Annotated in this window: 19 protein-coding genes and 1 other RNA gene; 7 read left to right on the top strand and 13 right to left on the bottom strand. The window is 72.7% G+C overall.

What is annotated here, in order from left to right; genetic code table 11:
• Window positions 1–2: 2 nt before the first annotated feature.
• From NLU66_RS05275 to NLU66_RS05285, 3 genes are all read right to left on the bottom strand, one after another.
• The gene (locus NLU66_RS05275; protein WP_259361896.1) at window positions 3–791 is read right to left on the bottom strand and encodes a phytanoyl-CoA dioxygenase family protein; all 789 of its coding nucleotides are present in this window, start codon (window positions 789–791) and stop codon (window positions 3–5) included.
• 155 nt (window positions 792–946) lie between these two features.
• Complete coding sequence (locus NLU66_RS05280; RefSeq protein WP_259361897.1) at window positions 947–1,516, bottom strand: dihydrofolate reductase family protein; 570 nt, start codon at window positions 1,514–1,516, stop codon at window positions 947–949.
• Between the two features lie 154 nt (window positions 1,517–1,670).
• Window positions 1,671–2,147, bottom strand: coding sequence for a DUF779 domain-containing protein (locus NLU66_RS05285; protein ID WP_259361898.1), 477 nt, complete (start codon window positions 2,145–2,147; stop codon window positions 1,671–1,673).
• A 118-nt stretch (window positions 2,148–2,265) separates the two neighbouring features.
• On the opposite strand from NLU66_RS05285, the gene NLU66_RS05290 reads away from it, so the two are divergent.
• Entirely contained in the window at window positions 2,266–3,270 is a 1,005-nt protein-coding gene (locus tag NLU66_RS05290; RefSeq protein WP_259361899.1) for an aldo/keto reductase family protein, read from the top strand.
• A gap of 81 nt (window positions 3,271–3,351) precedes the next feature.
• On the opposite strand, the gene NLU66_RS05295 is transcribed toward NLU66_RS05290, so the two are convergent.
• Window positions 3,352–4,887 carry an alanine/glycine:cation symporter family protein gene (locus tag NLU66_RS05295; RefSeq protein WP_259361900.1) on the bottom strand — a complete coding sequence of 512 codons (1,536 nt, stop codon included), beginning with the start codon at window positions 4,885–4,887 and terminating at the stop codon, window positions 3,352–3,354.
• A gap of 305 nt (window positions 4,888–5,192) precedes the next feature.
• Here NLU66_RS05295 and ffs point away from each other — a divergent pair.
• Window positions 5,193–5,289, top strand: an RNA gene (gene ffs / locus NLU66_RS05300) — signal recognition particle sRNA small type.
• 111 nt (window positions 5,290–5,400) lie between these two features.
• Entirely contained in the window at window positions 5,401–6,783 is a 1,383-nt protein-coding gene (locus NLU66_RS05305; protein WP_259361901.1) for a TIGR01777 family oxidoreductase, read from the top strand.
• Window positions 6,784–6,823: 40 nt separating this feature from the next.
• Here the strand turns inward: NLU66_RS05305 and NLU66_RS05310 are convergent, their stop codons facing one another.
• The 4 genes from NLU66_RS05310 to NLU66_RS05325 all read right to left on the bottom strand — a co-directional run bounded on the left by NLU66_RS05310 (window position 6,824) and on the right by NLU66_RS05325 (window position 11,266).
• Window positions 6,824–8,149, bottom strand: a complete 1,326-nt coding sequence (locus NLU66_RS05310) for an MFS transporter (protein ID WP_259361902.1) — start codon at window positions 8,147–8,149, stop codon at window positions 6,824–6,826.
• Window positions 8,150–8,330: 181 nt separating this feature from the next.
• A complete protein-coding gene (locus tag NLU66_RS05315; RefSeq protein ID WP_259361903.1) occupies window positions 8,331–9,236 on the bottom strand; it encodes an EamA family transporter in 906 nt (301 codons plus the stop codon).
• The gene (locus NLU66_RS05320) at window positions 9,233–9,703 is read right to left on the bottom strand and encodes an OsmC family protein (RefSeq protein ID WP_259361904.1); all 471 of its coding nucleotides are present in this window, start codon (window positions 9,701–9,703) and stop codon (window positions 9,233–9,235) included. The genes NLU66_RS05315 and NLU66_RS05320 overlap by 4 nt, the downstream gene beginning before the upstream one ends.
• A gap of 105 nt (window positions 9,704–9,808) precedes the next feature.
• Window positions 9,809–11,266 carry a dicarboxylate/amino acid:cation symporter gene (locus NLU66_RS05325; RefSeq protein ID WP_259361905.1) on the bottom strand — a complete coding sequence of 486 codons (1,458 nt, stop codon included), beginning with the start codon at window positions 11,264–11,266 and terminating at the stop codon, window positions 9,809–9,811.
• Between the two features lie 187 nt (window positions 11,267–11,453).
• On the opposite strand from NLU66_RS05325, the gene NLU66_RS05330 reads away from it, so the two are divergent.
• Together NLU66_RS05330 and NLU66_RS05335 are read left to right on the top strand one after the other, a co-directional pair.
• Window positions 11,454–12,515, top strand: coding sequence for a hypothetical protein (locus tag NLU66_RS05330; protein ID WP_259361906.1), 1,062 nt, complete (start codon window positions 11,454–11,456; stop codon window positions 12,513–12,515).
• 76 nt (window positions 12,516–12,591) lie between these two features.
• Window positions 12,592–13,098 (top strand): hypothetical protein, encoded by a 507-nt coding sequence (locus tag NLU66_RS05335; RefSeq protein ID WP_259361907.1) that lies wholly within the window; start codon window positions 12,592–12,594, stop codon window positions 13,096–13,098.
• Window positions 13,099–13,210: 112 nt separating this feature from the next.
• Here NLU66_RS05335 and NLU66_RS05340 read toward each other — a convergent pair whose 3' ends face one another.
• Both NLU66_RS05340 and NLU66_RS05345 read right to left on the bottom strand, forming a co-directional pair.
• Window positions 13,211–13,447, bottom strand: a complete 237-nt coding sequence (locus NLU66_RS05340; protein ID WP_259361908.1) for a type II toxin-antitoxin system Phd/YefM family antitoxin — start codon at window positions 13,445–13,447, stop codon at window positions 13,211–13,213.
• Window positions 13,448–13,934: 487 nt separating this feature from the next.
• Window positions 13,935–14,603 carry a LysE family translocator gene (locus NLU66_RS05345; RefSeq protein WP_259361909.1) on the bottom strand — a complete coding sequence of 223 codons (669 nt, stop codon included), beginning with the start codon at window positions 14,601–14,603 and terminating at the stop codon, window positions 13,935–13,937.
• A 25-nt stretch (window positions 14,604–14,628) separates the two neighbouring features.
• On the opposite strand from NLU66_RS05345, the gene NLU66_RS05350 reads away from it, so the two are divergent.
• A complete protein-coding gene (locus tag NLU66_RS05350) occupies window positions 14,629–15,153 on the top strand; it encodes a CGNR zinc finger domain-containing protein (protein ID WP_259361910.1) in 525 nt (174 codons plus the stop codon).
• Between the two features lie 238 nt (window positions 15,154–15,391).
• Complete coding sequence (locus NLU66_RS05355) at window positions 15,392–17,023, top strand: ABC-F family ATP-binding cassette domain-containing protein (protein WP_259361911.1); 1,632 nt, start codon at window positions 15,392–15,394, stop codon at window positions 17,021–17,023.
• A 56-nt stretch (window positions 17,024–17,079) separates the two neighbouring features.
• Here the strand turns inward: NLU66_RS05355 and NLU66_RS05360 are convergent, their stop codons facing one another.
• Genes NLU66_RS05360 through NLU66_RS05370 form a run of 3 tightly spaced genes read right to left on the bottom strand, consistent with a single transcriptional unit; the run spans window position 17,080 to window position 19,521 of the window.
• Window positions 17,080–17,664: a bleomycin resistance protein gene (locus NLU66_RS05360; protein WP_259361912.1), complete on the bottom strand. Its 585-nt coding sequence runs from the start codon at window positions 17,662–17,664 to the stop codon at window positions 17,080–17,082.
• On the bottom strand, window positions 17,661–18,074 hold the full coding sequence (locus tag NLU66_RS05365) for a VOC family protein (RefSeq protein ID WP_259361913.1): 414 nt from the start codon (window positions 18,072–18,074) through the stop codon (window positions 17,661–17,663). The genes NLU66_RS05360 and NLU66_RS05365 overlap by 4 nt, the downstream gene beginning before the upstream one ends.
• Before the next feature lie 31 nt (window positions 18,075–18,105).
• Window positions 18,106–19,521, bottom strand: coding sequence for a hypothetical protein (locus NLU66_RS05370; protein ID WP_259361914.1), 1,416 nt, complete (start codon window positions 19,519–19,521; stop codon window positions 18,106–18,108).
• Window positions 19,522–19,556: the final 35 nt, after the last annotated feature.

Here is a 19,556-nt window from a genome sequence, read left to right on the forward strand (position 1 = left end):
CATCATGCCCGGCCCGCACGCCCCGTGGGGTCGGTGCCGGCGAGGATGAGCCCCTGGCCCAGGGAGTGCGTGTGCTGGTCCGTGAGCGGGAGGTCCGCCGGGTCGCGGAACTGCACGAGCCACGTGGTGCGGGCCTCGTCGCTCACGTTGACGCCGGAGCTGTGCACGGTGAGGTAGGTGAAGAACAGGACGTCGCCGGCCTCCGCCTCCATCGGCACGAGCTCCTCGACGGGGAAGTCGGGGAGGTGGAAGCTGCCCTCCGGGTCGTGCTCGCGCGGCCCGGCGAGGTGGCTGCCGGGGGCGATGCGCACGCAGCCCTTCGCGTCGGGGGCGTCGTCGAAGTGGAAGATCGCGGCGGCCACCCGGTGATGGGTGTGAGGGAAGAACGGGTGGTCCTGATGGGGCGGGAACGGGGAGCCGTTCTCCGGCGGCTTGATGAACATCTTCGTGTGGTGCAGCTGCACGTTCGGGGTGCGCAGGACGGCCGCGGCGACGTCCGTGAAGCGCGGGTCGACGAGCAGCCGGGTGAAGGCGGCGTCGTAGAACTGGGCGTCGTGCAGGTGCTGGAGGCTCGTCGCACGGCCCATGGCGACCTCGGAGGCGGCGTCCCAGGTGGGGTCGTCGCCGCGGTCCAGGGCGGCGATCAGCTCATGGCTGCGCTGGCGGTACGCGGCGGCCTCCTCCTTGGTGAGCAGGCCCTTGACGAGGACGTATCCCTGGGCGTCGTAGGCGTCGGCGAGGGAGTCGGCGTGCGGATCGGTGTCGGTGCGGGAGCTGGACAGCGTGGTCATGGTGACCTTTCGGCGTTGAGTGGGGCGGGGGAGTGCGGTGGGGCGATCGCTGCGCTCGACACTACGGAGCCGCCGTCGGCCCCACCATGCCCGGGGCGGACGCGGAGGTTCGCAGGACGGACACGCCCCCGTCGGTCCCTGTCATCGCACCGGGGTCAGCGCTCCCGCACGTACTCCGTCAGGGACACCCCGGAGTCGAAGGTCCGGGTGCGCACGTGCGCGAACCGCTCTGGCTCGTAGTCCCCCGGGGCGAACAGCGGGACGCCGGCGCCGAACAGCAGCGGCTGGCGCTTGAGCACGAGCCGGTCGATCTCGCCGCGCAGCTGGGTCGCGAGCTGCGCGCCGCCGCACAGCCAGATGTCCGCGCCGGGCTGCTCCTTGAGCGCGCGCACCACGGCGACCGGGTCCTCCGTGGTGGTGCGGAGGTTCTCCGCGGGCGGGAGCTCGCGGTGCGTGAACACGATCTGTTCGAGGTGGCGGTAGGGGCTCGGCATGGCCGGCAGGCCCATCGCGTGGGTGGTCGCCCCCATGAGCACCGTCCCGAACCGCTCGCCGCTCTGGGGGATGCCGAGGTGGGCGGCGATGTCGGTGGGGATCGCGTCCCCGAACTCCTCGTTGATGCCCTCCATGTGGTCGCCCTCGACGAGGAAGGCGTCGAACTGGTCCTGGGGTCCGGCGATGCAGCCGTCCAGGCTCACGGCCACGTAGTACACGAGCTCTCGCATGTCACTCCCTGCTCCGGGCGGAGCGCCGCGACGTGCCACGGCGCCTGGGGTGGTCGCGACGATGCCAGGGGACGCGGCACCGCGCCACGGATTTACGTCCGTGGTGCGAGCACTGGGCGAGGCTCCCGTCGAGGGGATGCTGCCGGGTTCGGGCTCAGCCCTCGAGCATCCGCGAGCGGGTGAGGAACCGTTTGCCGTCGGGCGACTCGAGGCTGAAGCCGCCGCCGCGGCCGTCGACGAGGTCGATCGTGAGGTGCGTGTGCCGCCAGTAGGTGAACTGCTCGCGGCTCATCCAGAAGTCGAGCGGGCTCGTGCCGCCGCCGGGCAGCGGCACCTCCGCGTGCCCCATGCGGACGTCCGCATCGCCGGTGATGAAATCGCCCTCCGGGTAGCACATGGGGGAGGAGCCGTCGCAGCAGCCGCCGGACTGGTGGAACATGAGCGGTCCGTTGCGGTCGATGAGCCGCTGCAGCATGCCCACCGCCTCCTGCGTGAAGGCGACGCGGGAGAAGTCCTCGCCCTCGACGGTGGGCTCGAGCTCGAGGACGTCGTCCTTCTCCGTCGGCTCGGGCAGGTCCGGGGCGGGCGGCTGTCCCGGCTGCCGGGCGGGGCTCGTGGGGAGCGGGGTCATGGGTCCTCCTCCTTCCCGCGCGGTGCGCGCGGCGAGGCGCCACGGCCGTGTGGCGCGCGTCACCACGATACGCCCGCCCCGCAGTCGACGCCGTGGGAGCGGGCCTAGGCTCCACGGCATGGAACATCGCCACCTGGGACGCAGCGGACTCAAGATCAGCGAGATCATCTACGGCAACTGGCTCACCCACGCCTCGCAGGTCGAGGACGACCGGGCCCGCGCCTGCGTGCGCGCCGCCCTCGACGCCGGCATCAGCACCTTCGACACCGCGGACACCTACGCGAACACGGCCGCGGAGGTCGTGCTCGGCGAGGCGCTGAAGGGCGAGCGCCGCGAATCCCTCGAGATCCTCACCAAGGTCTACTTCCCGACCGGCCCCCAGGGCCACAACGACACCGGCCTCTCCCGCAAGCACATCCGCGAGTCGATCGACGGCTCCCTGCGCCGCCTGCAGACGGACTACGTCGACCTCTACCAGGCGCACCGCTACGACTACGCGACGCCGCTCGAGGAGACCATGCAGGCCTTCGCGGAGGTCGTCCGCGCCGGCAAGGCCCTCTACATCGGCGTCTCCGAGTGGAACGCGGATCAGATCCGCGCCGGCCACCAGCTCGCCCGTGAGCTCGGCATCCAGCTCGTCTCCAACCAGCCCCAGTACTCGATGCTGTGGCGGGTCATCGAGGAGCGCGTGGTCCCCACCTCCCAGGAGCTGGGCGTCTCCCAGATCGTGTGGTCCCCGGTCGCGCAGGGCATCCTCACCGGCAAGTACAAGCCCGGCGCCGAGGTCCCCGAGGGCTCCCGCGCCCGCGACGAGAAGGGCGGCGCGGACATGATCAAGCGCTTCCTGGACGACGAGACCCTCACCGCCGTGCAGGGCCTGCTGCCGATCGCCGAGGAGCTCGGCCTCACCCCGGCGCAGCTCGCCGTGGCCTGGGTGCTCAGCAACGACAACGTCGCCGGCGCGATCATCGGCGCCTCCCGCCCCGAGCAGGTCACCGAGAACGTCCAGGCCGCCGGCGTCACCCTCGACGCCGACGTGAAGGCGCGGATCGACGAGGTGCTCGGGGACCTCCCCGAGACCGACCCGGCGCTCACCCTCTCCCCGGCGCAGCGCCTGGCCTGAGACCCGCCGCGGCCGACGGGCCGCCCATGACGAACGCCCGACCTCCGAGGAGGTCGGGCGTTCGTCGTCCGTGGGGGAGGGTCAGCGGGAGCGGCCGGCCAGCTCCTCGCCGCCGGTGGGGCGGGCGGTCCGGCCGTCGGCCCGGAGCTCCCAGAACTCGGCGTTCCTGATGCCGAGCGGGCGCGGGTCGAACTGCGGATCCACCCCGGCCTTCTTCTGGAGCTGGTAGTCCTTGAAGGCCTTGAGCGCGGGACCCTGGAGGATCAGGATCGCCACCACGTTCAGCCACGCCATCGTGCCCACGCCGATGTCACCGAGCGCCCAGGCGCTCGCCGAGGTCGACGTCGACCCGATCATGATCGCGATGAGGATCAGCACCTGCAGGGCGTGCACGAGGACGCGGCGCACGGTGCGGTTCGGGACCCAGCGCATGAGGTAGGTCAGGTTCACCTCGGCCATGTAGTAGTACGCCACGATCGTCGTGAAGCAGAAGAACAGCAGCGCGAGCGCCACGAAGCTGGGGCCGAAGCCCGGGAACACGCTGTCGAAGCCGATCTGCGGGAAGGCTGGCCCGGCCTCGACGGAGGAGTCCGTGATGCCCTCGTAGATGACGTTGCCCTCGGGGTCCGTGACGTGGAAGGCGTTGGTGGAGATGAGCAGGAACGCGGTCGCCGTGCAGACGAACAGGGTGTCGATGTAGACCGCGAAGGACTGCGCGAAGCCCTGCTTCGCCGGGTGGGAGACCTCGGCGGCGGCCGCCGCGTGGGGGCCCGTGCCCTGGCCGGCCTCGTTCGAGTACAGGCCGCGCTTGACGCCCATCTCGATCGCCTTGCCGATGATCGCGCCGAAGATCGCGTGGCCGCCGAAGGCGCTCGAGAAGATCAGGCCGAACACGTGGCCGATCTGGTCGACGTTGATGAAGAAGACGATCGCCGCGGCGAGGATGTAGAGGATCGCCATGATCGGCACGACGATGACCGCGAACTGGGCGATGCGCTTGACGCCGCCGATGACGATCACGCCGAGCAGGATCGCCATCAGCACGCCCGTGACCCAGGTGGGGAGCGACCAGGCGAGCTCGATCGAGCTGGCGATGCCGTTGGCCTGCACTCCCGGGAGGAAGAAGGCCATGGCGAAGACGGTGACGATCGCGAAGACGATCGCGTAGACCTTGAAGAAGGGGGCGGCCGTCGTGTGCTTGTAGGCCTTCTCGATGTAGTACGAGGGGCCGCCGCGGTACTCGCCGGTGTCCTTGTCCTTCTCCTTGTAGATCTGGCCCAGGGTGCACTCGATGAACGAGGTGGCCGCGCCGAGGAAGGCGATCAGCCACATCCAGAACACGGCGCCCGGGCCACCGAGCGCGATCGCGGTCGCGACGCCGCCGATGTTGCCCATGCCGACGCGGCCGGCGAGGGACATCATGAGCGACTGGAAGGAGGAGGTGCCGTCCGGGGAGGACTCGCCCTTCTTCAGCTGGGCGAGCATGTCGGGGATGCAGCGCACCTGGAGGAACACGGTGCGCAGCGAGAAGTAGAGGCCGGTGATCAGCAGCAGGCCGACCAGGGGGAGCGACCAGACGAGGTTGTTGGCCCCGGTGATCAGGTTGTCGAAGAACATGGGGTCTCCAGCGGGGAAGGGGACGAGGAGGAGCGGATGTCGGGGCGCGACGATGTGAGCACGGTCACCCGTGACGCCGTGGGGGGAACAGTAGCGCGAGGAGCGGTCCTCCACGGGGCGTCAAGCGTCGTCCGTTATCCGACCGCAACCCCGTCGGCCGCGCGAAGGGCGCCCTCGCCGGGCACGACGTGGTGCCGCCCGTCGTGCACGATCGGCCGCCGGCGCGCGGCGTGTCGCCGGGGGTGAGGCCCGTGACATCACCGCTCCGCGGTTCGGCAGAGCGCCCGGACTTCGCTAGACTCGTCCGCGACCCCTCGTGCGGTGTCATCTCGCTGAACTCCCCCAGGGCCTGACGGCAGCAAGGGCAGGTGGGCTCTGGCAGGTGCGCGAGGGGTCGTCTCATGCCCGGGACGGTCGGATGCCCCCGGGCATGTGGCGAGCCGGCCTCGCGCCGACCCCCGCTCCCCGGGAACGTCGGTACGATCGGGGCGAGCTGACCGGGAAGGGCCCGCCATGAGGATCGTCGCCACGCATCGCATCGAGAGCCCGCACGCCGAGGTGCTCGCCTGGCATGAGCGGCCCGGCGCCCTCGTGCGCCTGACCCCGCCCGGGCTCGCCACGATCGACGACCCCACCGCGGGCGGTATGCGAGTGGGGCGGGTGGTCGGCGCCCACATGGGCCCCGCCGCTCTGCCGCTCCGGCCCGCCTGGGTGCTCCGGCACGCGGAGGCCACTGCGGCCGATCGTTTCGTCGACCAGCAGGTCAGCGGCCCCTGGCGCACCTGGCGGCACGAGCACGGCATCGTCGCCGATCCTGCGGATCCGTCGGCCACCCTGCTCGTCGACAGGATCGAGGTCGAGCTGCCCGGCGGCCTCGAGCGATCGGCGCCCGTGCACGCGGCCCTCGAGCGCCGCGTGCGCCGCCTGCTGGCCTTCCGTGCGCGCCAGCTGCGCCATGACCTCGCGCTGCACACCGCGTTCGCCGCCGTCCCGCGCCGCACGGTCGCGATCACCGGCGCCTCGGGGCTCGTGGGCACGCAGCTCGCGGCGCTCCTCGAGAGCGGCGGGCACACGGTGCGCCGCCTCGTGCGCAGCGACCGCCCGGGGCCCGGGGAGATCCGCTGGGACCCGCGCGCCGGGGAGCTGGACCCCCGGGACCTCGAGGGCGTCGACGTCGTCGTCCACCTCGCGGGCCGCTCGATCGCGACCCGCTGGACGGCCGCCGCGAAGCGCGAGATCCGCGACTCCCGGGTGGAGGGCACGGCGCTCATCGCCCGCACCCTCGCCGGGATGGCCGACGGCCCGCGCACCCTCGTGACCGCCTCCGCGATCGGGGTCTACGGCCCGCAGCGACCCGGGGAGCTGCTCACCGAGGAGGACACCGCCGGCACCGGCTTCCTCGCGGACCTCGTGCGGGACTGGGAGGCCGCGACCGCCCCCGCCTCTCGTGCCGGCCTGCGGGTCGCGCAGCTGCGCACGGGCGTGGTGCTCTCCGACGGCGGCGGGTCCCTGCTGCCGCAGCTGCCCCTGCTGCTCGCCGGGGTGGGCGGCCGCCTCGCCCCGCCCGATGCCGTGACCTCGTGGATCACGCTCGACGACCTCGTGCGCGCCTACGCGACCGTGGCCCTCGCCTCGAGCGCGGAGGGCCCGCTGAACGCGGTCGCCCCGCATCCCGTCACCCAGGCGGAGCTCGTGCGCGCCCTGGGTCGCACCCTCCACCGACCGGCCGTCGTGCCCGTCCCGGCGGCGGGTCCCGCGCTGCTGCTGGGGGCGGAGGCGGCGCGCGAGCTGGTCCGCGCCGACCAGCGGGTGGACCCGACGCGGCTGCAGGAGGCGGGCGCCCGGTTCGAGCACCCGCGGATCGAGGAGGCGCTGCACCACGTGCTGTGGCGCTGAGCGTCCCGGATCAGTGCGTCCCGGGTCAGAGCGTCCCGGCTCAGAGGGTGGCGGGAGGCGCCTCGGTGGAGGTCACGGCGTCCTCGACGGCGGCTGGCCCGCGACCGAGCAGGGCGTTGCTGAGTGCGGCGAGCACCACGAGCGCCGCGGCCGCGATCGGCAGCAGCACGGCGGTCCCCGCCCCGGCGCTCTCCGCGACCGACCCGGTCAGCGCAGAGGCCGCGGACTGCCCGACGATCGTCGCCGAGCCGAGCATCGTCATGAGGGTCGCCGAGCGGCCCTGCGGGGAGCGCTCCGCCGCGAGGCTGTAGAGCGTGACGACCGTCGGCCCCACGCCGATCCCCGCGATGGCCATCGCCGCGACCATCATCGGCAGCGCGCCGCCGGCGAGACCGAAGGCGAGCATCGCGGCGAGCATGAGCGCGCCGAAGGTCAGCCAGCGGGCGCGCAGCGAGAACCGCGTCGGGAACAGGGAGGTGCTGAGCGCGAGGATCGTGGAGCCGACGCCCATCACCCCGTAGACGAGGCCCGCGGACTCCCCATGGCCCGCCTCGGAGAGCACGGCCGTGAGCGAGGTGAGGACCGTGCCGAAGAACAGGCCCACCCCGAGGGCGCCCGCGACGATGACGAGCACCCCGGGGGTGCGCAGCTCCCGCGCCGGCGCCTGGACCACCGACTCGTGGGAGGCGGGCGCCTCGACCGTCGCCGTCCGGTGCAGGGCGAAGGCGGTGACGAAGACGAGCGTGAGCACCGCGGCGCCGATCATCGGCGCCGCCGGGCTCATCGTCGTCGCGAGCAGACCCACCACGACGGGGCCGAAGACGAAGGCGGTCTCGTCGGCCGCGGACTCGTAGCCCATCGTCCCGTTCATGCTGCGGGCGCGGCGATCCGCGGGCATGCGGCGCAGGATCAGCTGCACGAGCCGGCTGCGGGAGAGCGGGCCGATCTGCGGCGAGGACGCGCCGAGCACGAAGCCCACCGCGAGCACGGCCACGTCGGGCAGATCGCTGAAGGCGACGGCCGCGAGGGCGAGCAGCGCGAGCGAGTTCACGAGACCGGAGGCCAGCAGCACGGGGCGCTGGCCGATCCTGTCCGCCGCGGCGCCCAGCAGCGGGCCCACGAGCGCGGAGCCGAGTCCCACGACGGCGGAGTTCAGCCCGCCCAGCGCGATCGAGTCGCGCGCGGCGACGACCAGCGTCAGGGTGCCCACGACCATCATCGCGAAGGGGAAGCGGGCGATGAAGGCGATCGGGAAGTAGGCGGGTCCCGCGAGCCGCAGCAGCGAGGGGGCCGGCGTCGTCCCCTGCTCGGAAGGGGCGCCGTGCGGGGCGTCGGTGCTCTGCCGGTCGGTGTGCGACGAGGTCATGGGGATCCTCCTGGACGGGTGGTGCCGCCTTGGACGATCCGTGAGAGGACCCGAGGTAGATGCACTGCGGGATGGGACGCCTCCAGGCTAACGAGCCGCGTGCGCGCCCGCTAGGGATTCGCCGGAGGACCCCGCGGAGCTCACACGAGCGCCCGTCGGCCCTGCGCCCGCACGGCCCCGCTCAGGCGACGATCATCGTGATCCCCGCGAGCACGATCGCCGCGCCCAGCAGCCGCCGCAGCGGATCGGGCTCCCGGAACAGCCACCAGGCGAGCAGCGAGCCCACCACGATCCCGGACTCGCGGGCCGGGGCGACGAGCGCCACCGGGGTGGTGCGCATCGCCTCGAGGACGAGCACGTAGGCGAGCGGGGAGAGCACCGCGACGATCGCGATCTCCCGGCCGCTGCGCCGCAGCACCGATCCCGCCGTCGCCGCGGGTCCTGTGCCCGCCGCCCCCGCCGTCACCGCGCCGGTGCGGGAGCGGCGCAGGGCACCCGGCGTCATCGCGAGGGCCTGCAGGGTGCAGCCCAGGGAGAAGTAGGTGACGGGCACGAGCGCCCACGTCGTCACGGCATGGTCGTCCCACAGCGTGTACGCGGCGATGCCGGCGCCGGTCAGCGCGCCCCACGCGATGCCCGTGGACGCGCGATGGCGCAGGGCGCGGGCACCGCCCGTCGCGACGACGACGATGCCGGCGATCACCACCAGGCCGCCCGCCACGGCGACGACGCCGGGGCGCTCGCCGAGCACGAGCAGCGCGAACAGCACCGTGAGCAGAGGACCCGTGCCGCGGGCCACGGGATAGACCACGCCGAGGTCCGCCCGCTGGTAGCCCGCCTGCAGGGACAGCTGGTAGGCGATGTGGAAGACGGCGGAGACCGCGGGACCCACCAGCAGCTCCCAGCCCAGCGGCCAGCCCGCGCGCCCCAGCACCACGAGCCCCACCGGCAGCCACAGCACCGCGGAGGCCACGTTGTACCACCACACGAAGAGGTAGCCGTCGCCGCTCGCGCGCTTCGCCGCGAGGTTCCACAGGGCGTGCAGGACCGCGGCGACGAGCACCAGGGCGAGGGCGGTGGGGCTCACGCGGTGAGGATCACCGGCTCGTGCTCGACGGGGAAGCGCACCGAGCGGGCGATGAAGCAGAACCGCCCCACCTCGCCGTGGAGCTCCCGGGCGCGCACCGGGTCCCCGGCGCTGATCCGCACCCGCGGCCGCAGCACGGCCCGGGTGAACTCCCCGGCGCCGCTCGCGTCGGTGCGCATCTCCCCGTGCGCGGCGTCCTCGTAGCCGGTCACGACGATCCCCTCGCTGCTCGCGAGGTGGAGGTACCAGAGCATGTGGCACTGCGCGAGGGAGGCGAGCAGCAGCTGCTCGGGGTTCCAGCGGTCCGGGTCGCCGCGGAAGGCGGGATCGGCGGAGCCGAGGATCACGGGAGGCCCGTCGGCCCCCACCTCGTGGTCGCGGGAGAAGCCGCGGTAGCGGCGCGTGCCCTCGCCGAGGTCACCGGTCCAGGTGACGCGGACGTCGTAGTCGTGCCGGTGCTCGCTCATGGCGTCACCGTACGGGGCCGGGCGGTCACGGGAGCGTCGCGCCCGTGCGGCGAGGCCCGCCCCGGACGGATCCGGGACGGGCCTCGAGGCGGAGCGGAGGTGCGGTCAGGCGGTCGCGCCGGCCTTCTCGCGCTCGTCGGTCGGGGTCTCCCCGCCGTCTGCGGCGTCGGCCTGCGCGGTCTGCTCCGCGGTGCCGGCCTGCTCCGCCTGGATGGCCTGGAACGAGGTGCGGCTCGCGGCGTCGTAGGTCGCGCGGTCCAGGATCTTCTCCCGCTTCGCGACGATCACGGCGACCAGCGACTGGCCGGTGACGTTCAGGGCGGTGCGGCCCATGTCGAGGATCGGGTCGATCGCGAGCAGCAGGCCCACGCCCTCGAGCGGGAGGCCCAGGGTGGAGAGGGTCAGCGTGAGCATGACGGTCGCACCGGTCATGCCGGCGGTCGCGGCGGAGCCCAGCACGGAGACCAGCACGATGAGCAGGTAGTCCGTGACGCTCAGCGGCACGCCGTAGAAGTTCGCGACGAAGATCGCGGCGAGCGAGGGGTAGATCGCGGCGCAGCCGTCCATCTTGGTCGTCGCGCCCAGCGGGATCGCGAAGGAGGCGTAGTGGCGAGGGACGCCCATGCGCTCGGTGACGGTCTGCGTCATCGGCATGGTGCCCAGCGAGCTGCGGGACACGAAGCCCAGCGAGGTCGCCGGCCACACGCCGCGGAAGAACGAGCCGACGCCCAGGCCGTTGATCTTCAGCAGTACCGGGTACACGACGAGCAGGACGAGCAGCATGCCGATGTAGACGTCCGCGGTGAAGACGCCGAGCTGGCCGATCGCGGTCCAGCCGTAGGAGGCGACCGCGTTGCCGAGCAGGCCGATGGTGCCGATCGGGGCGAGGCGGATGACCCACCACAGCAGCTTCTGCACGATCTCCAGCGCGGAGCCGGTGAAGCGCAGGAACGGCTCCGCCTTCTCGCCCACGGAGAGCACGGCGATGCCCACGGCGATGGAGATGACGAGGATCTGCAGGGCGTTGAAGGTCAGCGAGACCGAGCCGTCGTCGCCGGCGGAGCCCTCGAGACCCAGGAAGTTCGCGGGCACGAGGCCCACGAGGAAGTCGAGCCAGCCGCCCTGGGTGGAGGAGGCCTCGGCGGTGCCGGCATCGACGCCGGAGTTCGCGCCCGGGCTGGTCAGCGCGCCCAGGGTGATGCCGATGGAGACCGCGATGAGCGAGGTGATCGCGAACCAGAGCAGGGTCTTGCCGGCGAGGCGGGCGGCGTTGGTGACGCCGCGCAGGTTCGCGATGGAGGTGACGATCGCGAGGAAGATCAGCGGCGGGACCAGGGCCTTCAGCAGGGTCACGAAGATCGTGCCGATGGTGTGGAGGAGGGTCGTCAGCCAGTTGGCGCCGTCCGGGTTCGTCTCGGTGACGGCGACGGGGCCGATCTGCGCGGCGACGAGGCCGAGGACCACACCGAGCACGAGGCCGATGAGGACCTGCCAGCCGAAGGGGATCCGGGCCAGCGCGCGCAACGGGTTGCGGGTGGGGGAGGAGGGGGTCGAGGTGCTCACGTGTCTCGACGCTACGCGCGGCTCCGTTGAGGTTTCAACAGGATGGCTATGCGGTCACATAAGTATGCGTAGGGCATGGGTGATGGGTCATAGGCCGTGCGGTCCAGGGCCCCTGCGACCAGCGGAGGAGAGGAACGTCCACCGAAGGCGGAGGGGCGCGGCGTGCTCTGCCTGGAAGGCTGGGCCCATGACCGACAGCACTCCCGCCGACGCCGCGCCCCGCGACCCCGCGCCCGATGCGGAGGACGAGGCGGCGTTCGGCGAGCGGGAGCCGAACCGCTTCGGCGCGGACGTCGAGTACCGCGGTCGCGCTCAGGGGCACGAGTACGTGGCGAGGGTGCGCCACCGGCTGCTGGACACGAGCCTGCTCCTCGAGATCGACGGGGTGCCGCACGATCCCGCCGCCGAGGAGAAGGCCCTCAAGGCCGCGGAGAAGATCGACGGGCCCGAGGGGGACGAGGCGGCGGAAGGGGACGAGGGGCCGACGGGCGCCGACGACCTCCGCTTCCGGATCGACGACGGCTTCGCGACGCTGCGCTGCACCGTCATCCGTCGGGACTCCGACGGGGAGCACACCGACCATGAGCTGGTCACCGTCCGCACCGCAGGCCTCGGCGGCGCAGGCGAGGTGGAGGTCTCGCGGGGGCCGCGCACCGATCCGCTGATCCCGGCTGAGGGGAGCCCTTCCGCGCTGCGGGACGAGAAGCGCGCCGCGCACCCCACGTGGTTCGCGGCGTTCGCCGCGGTGCGTCGGGCGGCCGGCTATCTGATCCCGCTGCTGGGGCTCGGTGCCCTGTTCTCGAACATCCTGCGCCCCGTGCGCGAGTGGGTGGCCTCGCTGCTGCGGCCGGTGGCGGAGGCCGTCGGCGCCGTCGTGAATCCGGTGCTCGAGGTGATCGGGGACCTCCTCCGTCCGGTGGGGGACCTGCTGGCCGCGGTGCTGCGACCGGTTGCCCGAGCGCGCGACTGGCTCCGTGACCTGCTGCTGGGCTGGATCCCGGATCTGTCCCTGCCCTTCTCCGTGCCGGAGTGGGTGCCCGACGTCGTGGTCCCGCTGATCGTGGTCCTGCTGGTGTTCAGCGCGACGCTCAGCGGCATCCGACGGCGCAGCGCCGCGCTCAAGGAGGCGCGGAAGGAGCCCGGCGGGTCCACCGATGCCCCGGACGAGCGCGAGAAGAAGCGTGCGGCCGCGCAGAAGGACGACGCCGAGGATGCTTCCGATGGCGAGGATTCCGTGGAGACGTCGTGAAGCTGGCGATCGGATCCTCGGAGGGTGCATAGCGTCGACCTTGAAGTGCCCGTCGGGTGCCAGGGGGAGGGTTGTGATGTCGGAGGTCAGGTCGGCGCGGATCGCGGCGGTTGTCGCGGGGGTGCTGCTTCTCGTCATCGCCGTCCCCGTGGTCGGAGCGGTGCGCGGAGCCGGGGCGGCGGTCGAGGAGATTGCCCGGGCCGAGCGCTCTCCGGCCCTCGGCGACGACCCGCAGGAGCTGCACGAGTCCTGGGGAATCGACGTACCTCATGACACCCGGGTCGTGTCCCATCGCTACGGCGAGGTCGGTCCGCACGGGGAGAGGGACGAGGTCTGGGAGCTGGATCTGCCTGCTGCGGAGCGCACGGGGCTCTGGCTCCCCGAGGAGTTCACCGCGCCTCTCGCCGGCGCGGACCGCACCACCGCGGAGTCCGTCGCCGCGGGCGCCGCCGTACCCAACGGCGATCTCGACTTTGAGTCGCTCACCTGCAAGGAGAAGCTCGTCCAGGACGGCGACGACGTGCTGGTGGCCTGCATCGACCCGAGCGCCGAAGAGTACGTGCTGTTCGAACGGTTCGTCTGATCGTCGACGCCCGCGGAACGCTCGCTCCCGACATCGGGGAGGTCCTCGAGGCAGGCTCTGAGGTCTCCTTTGCATACCGGCCGCCGGAGCGAACTGTCGATGCGGCAGGGGCTCAGAAGAACCCGAGGAAGCGGTCCGTCTCGTCCCGGAGCTCCTGCTCGGGTGTCCTGGCGGGCGGGGCGTAGGGCTCGTCGCCGAGGGCGTCCAGCGCGCGATCGAAGAAGTCGGCGGAGACGAGGACCGCTCGCCGGCGCACCCCGCGGCTCGAGATCGTGATGGGCTCGCGTCGGGACAGCTCGAGGTGTTCGCTGAGCCGGGTGCGGAAGCGGGAGCAGGAGACGGTGGCCATACGCGGACCCTCGCATCGAGGCCATGGACTCGCGAGGGTGCGCTGAGGATTGTGGACGTAGGGGGCATCGGGAGGAGAAGACCCGCCCGGCACCTCAGCTCGTCGTTCCATTGATCCGGCGATCTGGCGATCCGGCGATCCGGCGATCTATCGGTCTGCCTGGTTCACCTGCCCGTCGGCCCGTCGGCTCGTCCGCGCGTGCGGGCAGAGCGCGCCAGGGAGGGGGCCTCCCTGAAAAAGACTGGTCATCATGTACATGATGACCAGCGAATCTTGAACACGGACAGCCGCTCGGCCCGCTCAGCCTGCTCGGCCTGCTCGGCCCGCTCAGCCTGCTCGGCCCGCTCAACCTGCTCGGCCTGCTCGGCCCGCTCGGCCCGCTTGGCCTGCTCTTCCCGCCAGGGCGCCCAGCCGCCCGGCCGCAGTGCCTGCCCAGGCGCTGAGGTCGCCTGGCCGGAGTGGGCGTCGCGGCGTGGGAGGTGGCGGTTCAGACGTGGGCGCGGGACGGCACCTCGCGAGCAAGCAGGACCGCGACGCCTCCGAGCAGGGCTCCTGTGATGCGTCGCTGCCGCACGACCCGATCGGGGCGGCTCGCCAGGAGGCGGGCGATCGATGCTGCACCGATGACGATGAGCGCATTGACCGTCATGCTGACGCCGATCTGCAGCATCCCGAGGGTGATGCCCTGGGCGACACGGCTCCCACGGTCCGGGTCGATGAACTGGGGGATCAGTGTGAGGTACATGATCGCGACCTTCGGGTTGAGCAGATTGGTGAACAGTCCCATCCGGAACAGGAGCCAGTCGCTGTCCTCGGCGAGGTCGCGCACGTCGAAGACGCCTGCGCCGCCCGGGCGCAGCGCCTGCCACGACAGCCATGCCAGGTACGCGGCCCCCGCTGCCTTGAACCCGATGAACAGCCACGGCACGGCGACGAACACGATCGCGAGGCCGAGGTTGGCCATCAGCATGTAGATCACGAAGCCCGCCCCCGTCCCGGCCAGCGACACCAGTCCCGCGCGCCGCCCCTGCCCGACGCTGCGCGAGGCGAGGTACATCATGTTCGGCCCCGGCGTGAGCACCATCGCCAGCGCCGCGGCGGCCATCCCGAGCGCGGCCGGGGCGGAGACCGGGAACGCCGTCAGCAGATTCGTCATGACGGCACTCTGATGTAATGGCTTCATGCATCTCAACCCTTACGGCGAGTATGCGGTCCTCCTCGCCCGATCCCTGGCCGACGACTGGCCGGCGGATCGCGCCGGGGTCGTCGCCCGCACGCGCGACCACGGCATGACCATGCGATTCCCCGAGCACCCCGAGGACCACGCCCGCTGCAGGGAGGTCGTCGACCAGTGGCTCGAGGTCGTCGACGCCACGAGCGCCGATCGTCGGGCCGCTCTGCTGAACGAGCAGATGGCGGCCGCAGCGGCCTTTCCGCGCCTGACCGACCACAACGGCGAGGGGTGGCACCTGCACTACCGCGACACCGACGACAGCCTCCCGATGGTCCTCCAGTCGGTGATCGCCGTCGGCACAGCGCTCCACCTGACCACGCGCGGCATGACCCGCCTCGGGCGCTGCGCCGGCACGCCCTGTCGGAGGGTGATCGTCGACGTCTCCCGCAACGGCACCCAGCGCTACTGCTCACCGCGATGCGCCACCAGGGACGCCGTCCGACGCCACCGCGCACGGGCCCGCCACGCCTGATCGATCGTCCTGTGCCGTCCGTGCCCGGTCCGGCCCGTGCACCGTGTCGCCCGGCCTGCCATGGCCGCCCCGCCCCTGCGGTCGGGCCGTCGGGCCGCGTGACCGCAGGCTCGGGTTAACCCGTGGCGCGGCCGCGGCATCGTCCCTACGCTGGCAGCGGCGTCGGCTCGACCACGGTGCCGCACGACGTCGTGCTGCTCGCCGACGTGCTGCTCGACCACGGCGAAGGAGCCTGCTCATGACCGGCCGGACGCCCGCCGACGCGGCGATCACCCTCACCGATCTCTCCTTTTCCTGGCCCGACGGGGGCACCGTCCTCGAGGATCTCTCCGTCGTGCTCGGCGCACGGCGCACCGGCCTGATCGGGCGCAACGGCACGGGCAAGTCCACGCTCCTGCGCCTCATCGCCGGGGAGCTCGCCCCGACCCGCGGCACGATCACGACCACCCTCGAGATCGGCTACTTCCCCCAGGGCCGCCGCCGGGAGGAGGGCAGCGTCGCGGACGCCCTCGACCTCGCCGACGTGCTCGCCGCCCGCGCCGCCGTGGAGTCCGGCAGCACCGACCCGGCCCACTTCACGACCCTCGACGGCCGATGGGACCTGCCCGAGCGCGCCACCGCGGTGCTCGCCCGCGCCGGCCTCGTCGACACGATCGAGGACCTGGCCCGGCCCGCGACGACCCTCTCCGGCGGCGAGTGGACCCTGACCTGCCTGATCGGGGTCATGCTCGCGGAGCCCGGCATCCTCCTGCTCGACGAGCCCACCAACGACCTCGACGCCGCCGCCCGCGGCCGGCTGTACGAGCTGCTCGACGACTGGACCGGCGTCCTCGTCGTCGTCAGCCATGACCGCGACCTCCTCGAGCGCGTCGACGAGATCGCCGAGCTGCGGCGTGGCGGCATCACCCTCTACGGCGGCACGTACACCGACCACCTGGCCGCGAAGGAGATCGAGCAGGAGGCCGCGGACCGAGACGTGCGCGCCGCCGCCGAGCAGCTGAAGCGGGAGAAGAAGCAGAAGGCGGACGCCCAGGTCGCCCTCGCCCGGCGCCGGCGCTACGCCGACAACGACCACGCCAACAAGCGCAGGCCGAAGGTCATCATGAACCAGCGCCGGCAGGAAGCCCAGGTCAGCGCCGGGAAGTACAAGCTCCTCCACGAGGGGAAGGTCGACGACGCCCGGCAGGAGCTCTCCGAGGCGCAGCTGCGCGCCCAGCGCGACGCGCACGTGCGCATCGACCTCCCGGAGACCGCCGTCCCCAGCGGCAAGCGGCTCCTGACCCTGCGCCGCGGCGCGGAGGTCCTCACCGTCGACGGCCCCGAGCGCATCGCGCTCACCGGCCGCAACGGTGCCGGGAAGACGACCCTGCTCGACCTCGTCGCCGGAAGGGAGCGCCCCGGGGGAGCCGCACGCCCGGAGGGGAGCGACGGGCTGACCGTCGAGGGCCCCACCGTGCCCTTCGCCTACCTCGACCAGCACCTCAGCACCCTGGACCCGAACCTCACTGTCGTCGATCAGGTGCGCCGCGCCGCCCCGGAGCGCACGGAGAACGACGTCCGTGCGCAGCTCGCGCGGCTGCTGATCCGCGGCCGCCAGGGGGACCAGCACGTCCGCGAGCTGTCCGGAGGGGAACGGGCCCGCGTGGCCCTCGCCTCCGCGCTGCTCGCCTCACCGGCGCCGCAGCTGCTGATGCTCGACGAGCCCACCAACAACCTCGACATCGCGAGCGCCGACGAGCTCGCCGAGGCCCTCGGCGCCTATCAGGGCGCCCTGCTCGTCAGCAGCCACGACCCGCAGTTCCTCGAGGACATCCGGGCCCGGCGCAGCTGGCGCTGCGTCCGCCCGTTCGCGCTCCCGATCGCGTCCTGACGTGCTGCGGGCCTCGTGTCGTCCGTCGTCGGCGCCGCTCCGGGCCGATGGCCGCGCTACGCGCCCCGGGAGCCGTAGGCCCGGCGGCCGAGCGACTGCTGGAACCGCAGCAGGTACCCGTCGGGATCCGTGACGAGGAACTGGCGCACGCCCGCCTCCTCCTCGTCGATCCGGTACCAGCGGGTCTCCGGCTGCAGCAACAGCGGGACGTCGTGCGCGCGGAGCGTGGTGAGGATCGGCTCGAGATCCGGCACGGAGATCTGCAGGTTCAGCCCGCGACCGTACGGCGGCTCCAGCTCGCCGGTCAGCCAGTTCCTGCCCCTCCCGCGCTGCTCGAGCATCACGTGCGCGGAGCCTCGGACCACGTAGGCGAAGCCCTCGTCGGGGCGGGCGTAGCGGATCGTGAAGCCGCACAGGTCCCGCCAGAAGCCGAGGCTGCGGTCGAGGTCGTCGACGAGCAGCTCGGGCACGAGCGAGGGCTCCTGGCCGCCGGCGTCGTCGGGCCGGCCCGTCGCGGAGAAGGCTGGGCCGGAGGAACCGCGGTCGTCGGAGGACGCGCGGTGGTCGGAGGACACGCGGTCGTCGGAGGGCCCGCGGTCGCCGGAGGCGGGATCGGTCGAGGCCTCGCCGGGTGAGGTCATCGCGGGTGGGCGGCGAGGTACGTCTCGCGCTCGGCGGGGGAGAGCAGCACGCAGAACTGGTTGCCCTCGGGATCCGCGAAGGTCACCCAGCCGCTGCCGGGGCCGTGGATGCCGCGGTGGTCGGCGATGATCCTCGCGCCGCGCTCCTGCAGCCACGCGACCTCCTCCGCCTGGGTGCGCTCGCGCGGGCGCACGTCGAAGTGGATCCGCTTCTCGGGCAGCTCGGGGTCGGGCACCTCGAGGAACAGGATCGTGTGCCCGGTCTCCGGGTCGTGGATCGGGCACTCCTCGTGGCCGGGGAGGTTCGGGTCCTCCGGGTCCATCTCGTAGGCGAGCACCGCCCGCCACCATTCGGAGAGCGCGAACGCGTCGTGGCAGTCGATCGTGGTGTGCGAGATGAGGACGCTCATCAGGCGAGTCTCACCGGGTGCGGCCCGTGGGTCAACGGGAATCGTCCTCGGAGGAGGGGCTGTCGGGGCGGCGGTCGCCCTTCTTGCGCTGGAGCCTCACGATCGCGGCCGTCAGGACGACGAGCACCGCGAGCGTGACCATCGCCCAGGTGAAGCGGGGCTCGCCCGCGTCAGCGTCGGCGATGAGTACGGCGAAGACGAAGATCAGGATCACGAGCAACGACATCAGGCGCATCGCGGCGACGTTCCGCCGGCGGTCCGCACGGTTCGTGCTGAGCCCGTTCTCGCCGACCAGCTGCTCGGGGCGGAAGAGAGTGAGCAGCGGCATGATCACCGCGATGCTCAGGGCGAGCCCGCCGAGCATGCCCACCAGCAGCGACAGCAGCGCGCCGAGGACGAAGAACATGACCAGCGGGGAGTCCTCGGGGACGATCCCGCTGTCGCCGACGGCCGCGCGGTACTGCTCCGCGAACCCGTTCCCGACGGGCGGCACGAGGAACGCGAGGAACGCCGGGAGCAGTCCCACGACCGCGCCGAGGACCGGCACCGCCATCGTGCGGTAGAGCGCCGCCATGAGGATGCCGAGCTCCGCGTCGCGCCGCCACAGCGAGGAGAGCACCGCCCACAGCATCGCGGGCGCGGGGCACAGCACGATCGCGTAGCTCAGCGCCTCGGCCGTCGGCAGCGGGAGCTCCGCGAGGGCGAACACGAGCGTCCCCGCGAGGGCGGCGACCGAGCCGAGCACGAGCAGCACCCTCGAGGCCGGGGAGAGCAGCCGTCGCGGCAGCGGGTCCTTCGCGGACGTCACCGGGGGTCGCGGGGTGCGAGGAGAGTCGGCGTCGTCGGCGGTGTCCCCGAGCTTCCAGGCCGCCTCGCCGATCCGACCGGGCAGTGCCCGCACCGCGCGGGTGCGCCGCATCATCAGCGGCAGCGCCGCGATCGCGACCAGGGCGGCGAGAGCGGCGAGGAGCACCGAGAGCACGAACGGGACGTCCTCCGGGAGGGGGATGCCGTGCCGGAGTCGGGGCACGGCGCTCGTGCGGATCCCCTCGGCATCGGCGAGGACCTGCGCGAGACCGAGCGTCGCGAGGGCGGCGAGGAGCGCGGCGAGCGGAGGCACCGCCTCGGCCGGTCGCGGCGGGGTGCGCGCCCGCCACTGGCCGACGGTCACGACGCCCGCATAGGCGAGCAGGAGCACGTGGACCACGCAGATCAGGGCGAAGGCGAGGGCGGTCTCGTCACCCAGCACCACGGCGATCGCGAACGTGAGCAGCGGGACGACGAGCAGGACGAGCGCGGCGACCACGATGCGCTGCAGCATCACCGGGCCGGTCGCGGCCTCCGACGGCACACCGGTGCCGGCGCCCGTGCCGACGTCGGAGCCGGAGCGGGACCCGAGGGCAGAGGGCGCACGGGGCTCGCGGTCCGGGGGCTGGTTGGCGCTCATCCCGGCGATCCTTCCAGCTGCCCGCCCGCGGGGGA

This window comes from Brachybacterium sp. NBEC-018 (assembly GCF_024860185.1).
GTDB classification, from domain to species: domain Bacteria; phylum Actinomycetota; class Actinomycetes; order Actinomycetales; family Dermabacteraceae; genus Brachybacterium; species Brachybacterium rhamnosum.

Coding starts and splice junctions, on each gene's coding strand:
- NLU66_RS05340 (WP_259361908.1), bottom strand. CDS start 13,447: ATGGCCACCGTCTCCTGCTCCCGCTTCCGCACCCGGCTCAGCGAACAC.
- NLU66_RS05275 (WP_259361896.1), bottom strand. CDS start 791: ATGACCACGCTGTCCAGCTCCCGCACCGACACCGATCCGCACGCCGAC.
- NLU66_RS05355 (WP_259361911.1), top strand. CDS start 15,392: ATGACCGGCCGGACGCCCGCCGACGCGGCGATCACCCTCACCGATCTC.
- NLU66_RS05365 (WP_259361913.1), bottom strand. CDS start 18,074: ATGAGCGTCCTCATCTCGCACACCACGATCGACTGCCACGACGCGTTC.
- NLU66_RS05335 (WP_259361907.1), top strand. CDS start 12,592: ATGTCGGAGGTCAGGTCGGCGCGGATCGCGGCGGTTGTCGCGGGGGTG.
- NLU66_RS05330 (WP_259361906.1), top strand. CDS start 11,454: ATGACCGACAGCACTCCCGCCGACGCCGCGCCCCGCGACCCCGCGCCC.
- NLU66_RS05350 (WP_259361910.1), top strand. CDS start 14,629: ATGCATCTCAACCCTTACGGCGAGTATGCGGTCCTCCTCGCCCGATCC.
- NLU66_RS05310 (WP_259361902.1), bottom strand. CDS start 8,149: ATGACCTCGTCGCACACCGACCGGCAGAGCACCGACGCCCCGCACGGC.
- NLU66_RS05345 (WP_259361909.1), bottom strand. CDS start 14,603: ATGACGAATCTGCTGACGGCGTTCCCGGTCTCCGCCCCGGCCGCGCTC.
- NLU66_RS05290 (WP_259361899.1), top strand. CDS start 2,266: ATGGAACATCGCCACCTGGGACGCAGCGGACTCAAGATCAGCGAGATC.
- NLU66_RS05360 (WP_259361912.1), bottom strand. CDS start 17,664: ATGACCTCACCCGGCGAGGCCTCGACCGATCCCGCCTCCGGCGACCGC.
- NLU66_RS05370 (WP_259361914.1), bottom strand. CDS start 19,521: ATGAGCGCCAACCAGCCCCCGGACCGCGAGCCCCGTGCGCCCTCTGCC.
- NLU66_RS05295 (WP_259361900.1), bottom strand. CDS start 4,887: ATGTTCTTCGACAACCTGATCACCGGGGCCAACAACCTCGTCTGGTCG.
- NLU66_RS05280 (WP_259361897.1), bottom strand. CDS start 1,516: ATGCGAGAGCTCGTGTACTACGTGGCCGTGAGCCTGGACGGCTGCATC.
- NLU66_RS05320 (WP_259361904.1), bottom strand. CDS start 9,703: ATGAGCGAGCACCGGCACGACTACGACGTCCGCGTCACCTGGACCGGT.
- NLU66_RS05305 (WP_259361901.1), top strand. CDS start 5,401: ATGAGGATCGTCGCCACGCATCGCATCGAGAGCCCGCACGCCGAGGTG.
- NLU66_RS05285 (WP_259361898.1), bottom strand. CDS start 2,147: ATGACCCCGCTCCCCACGAGCCCCGCCCGGCAGCCGGGACAGCCGCCC.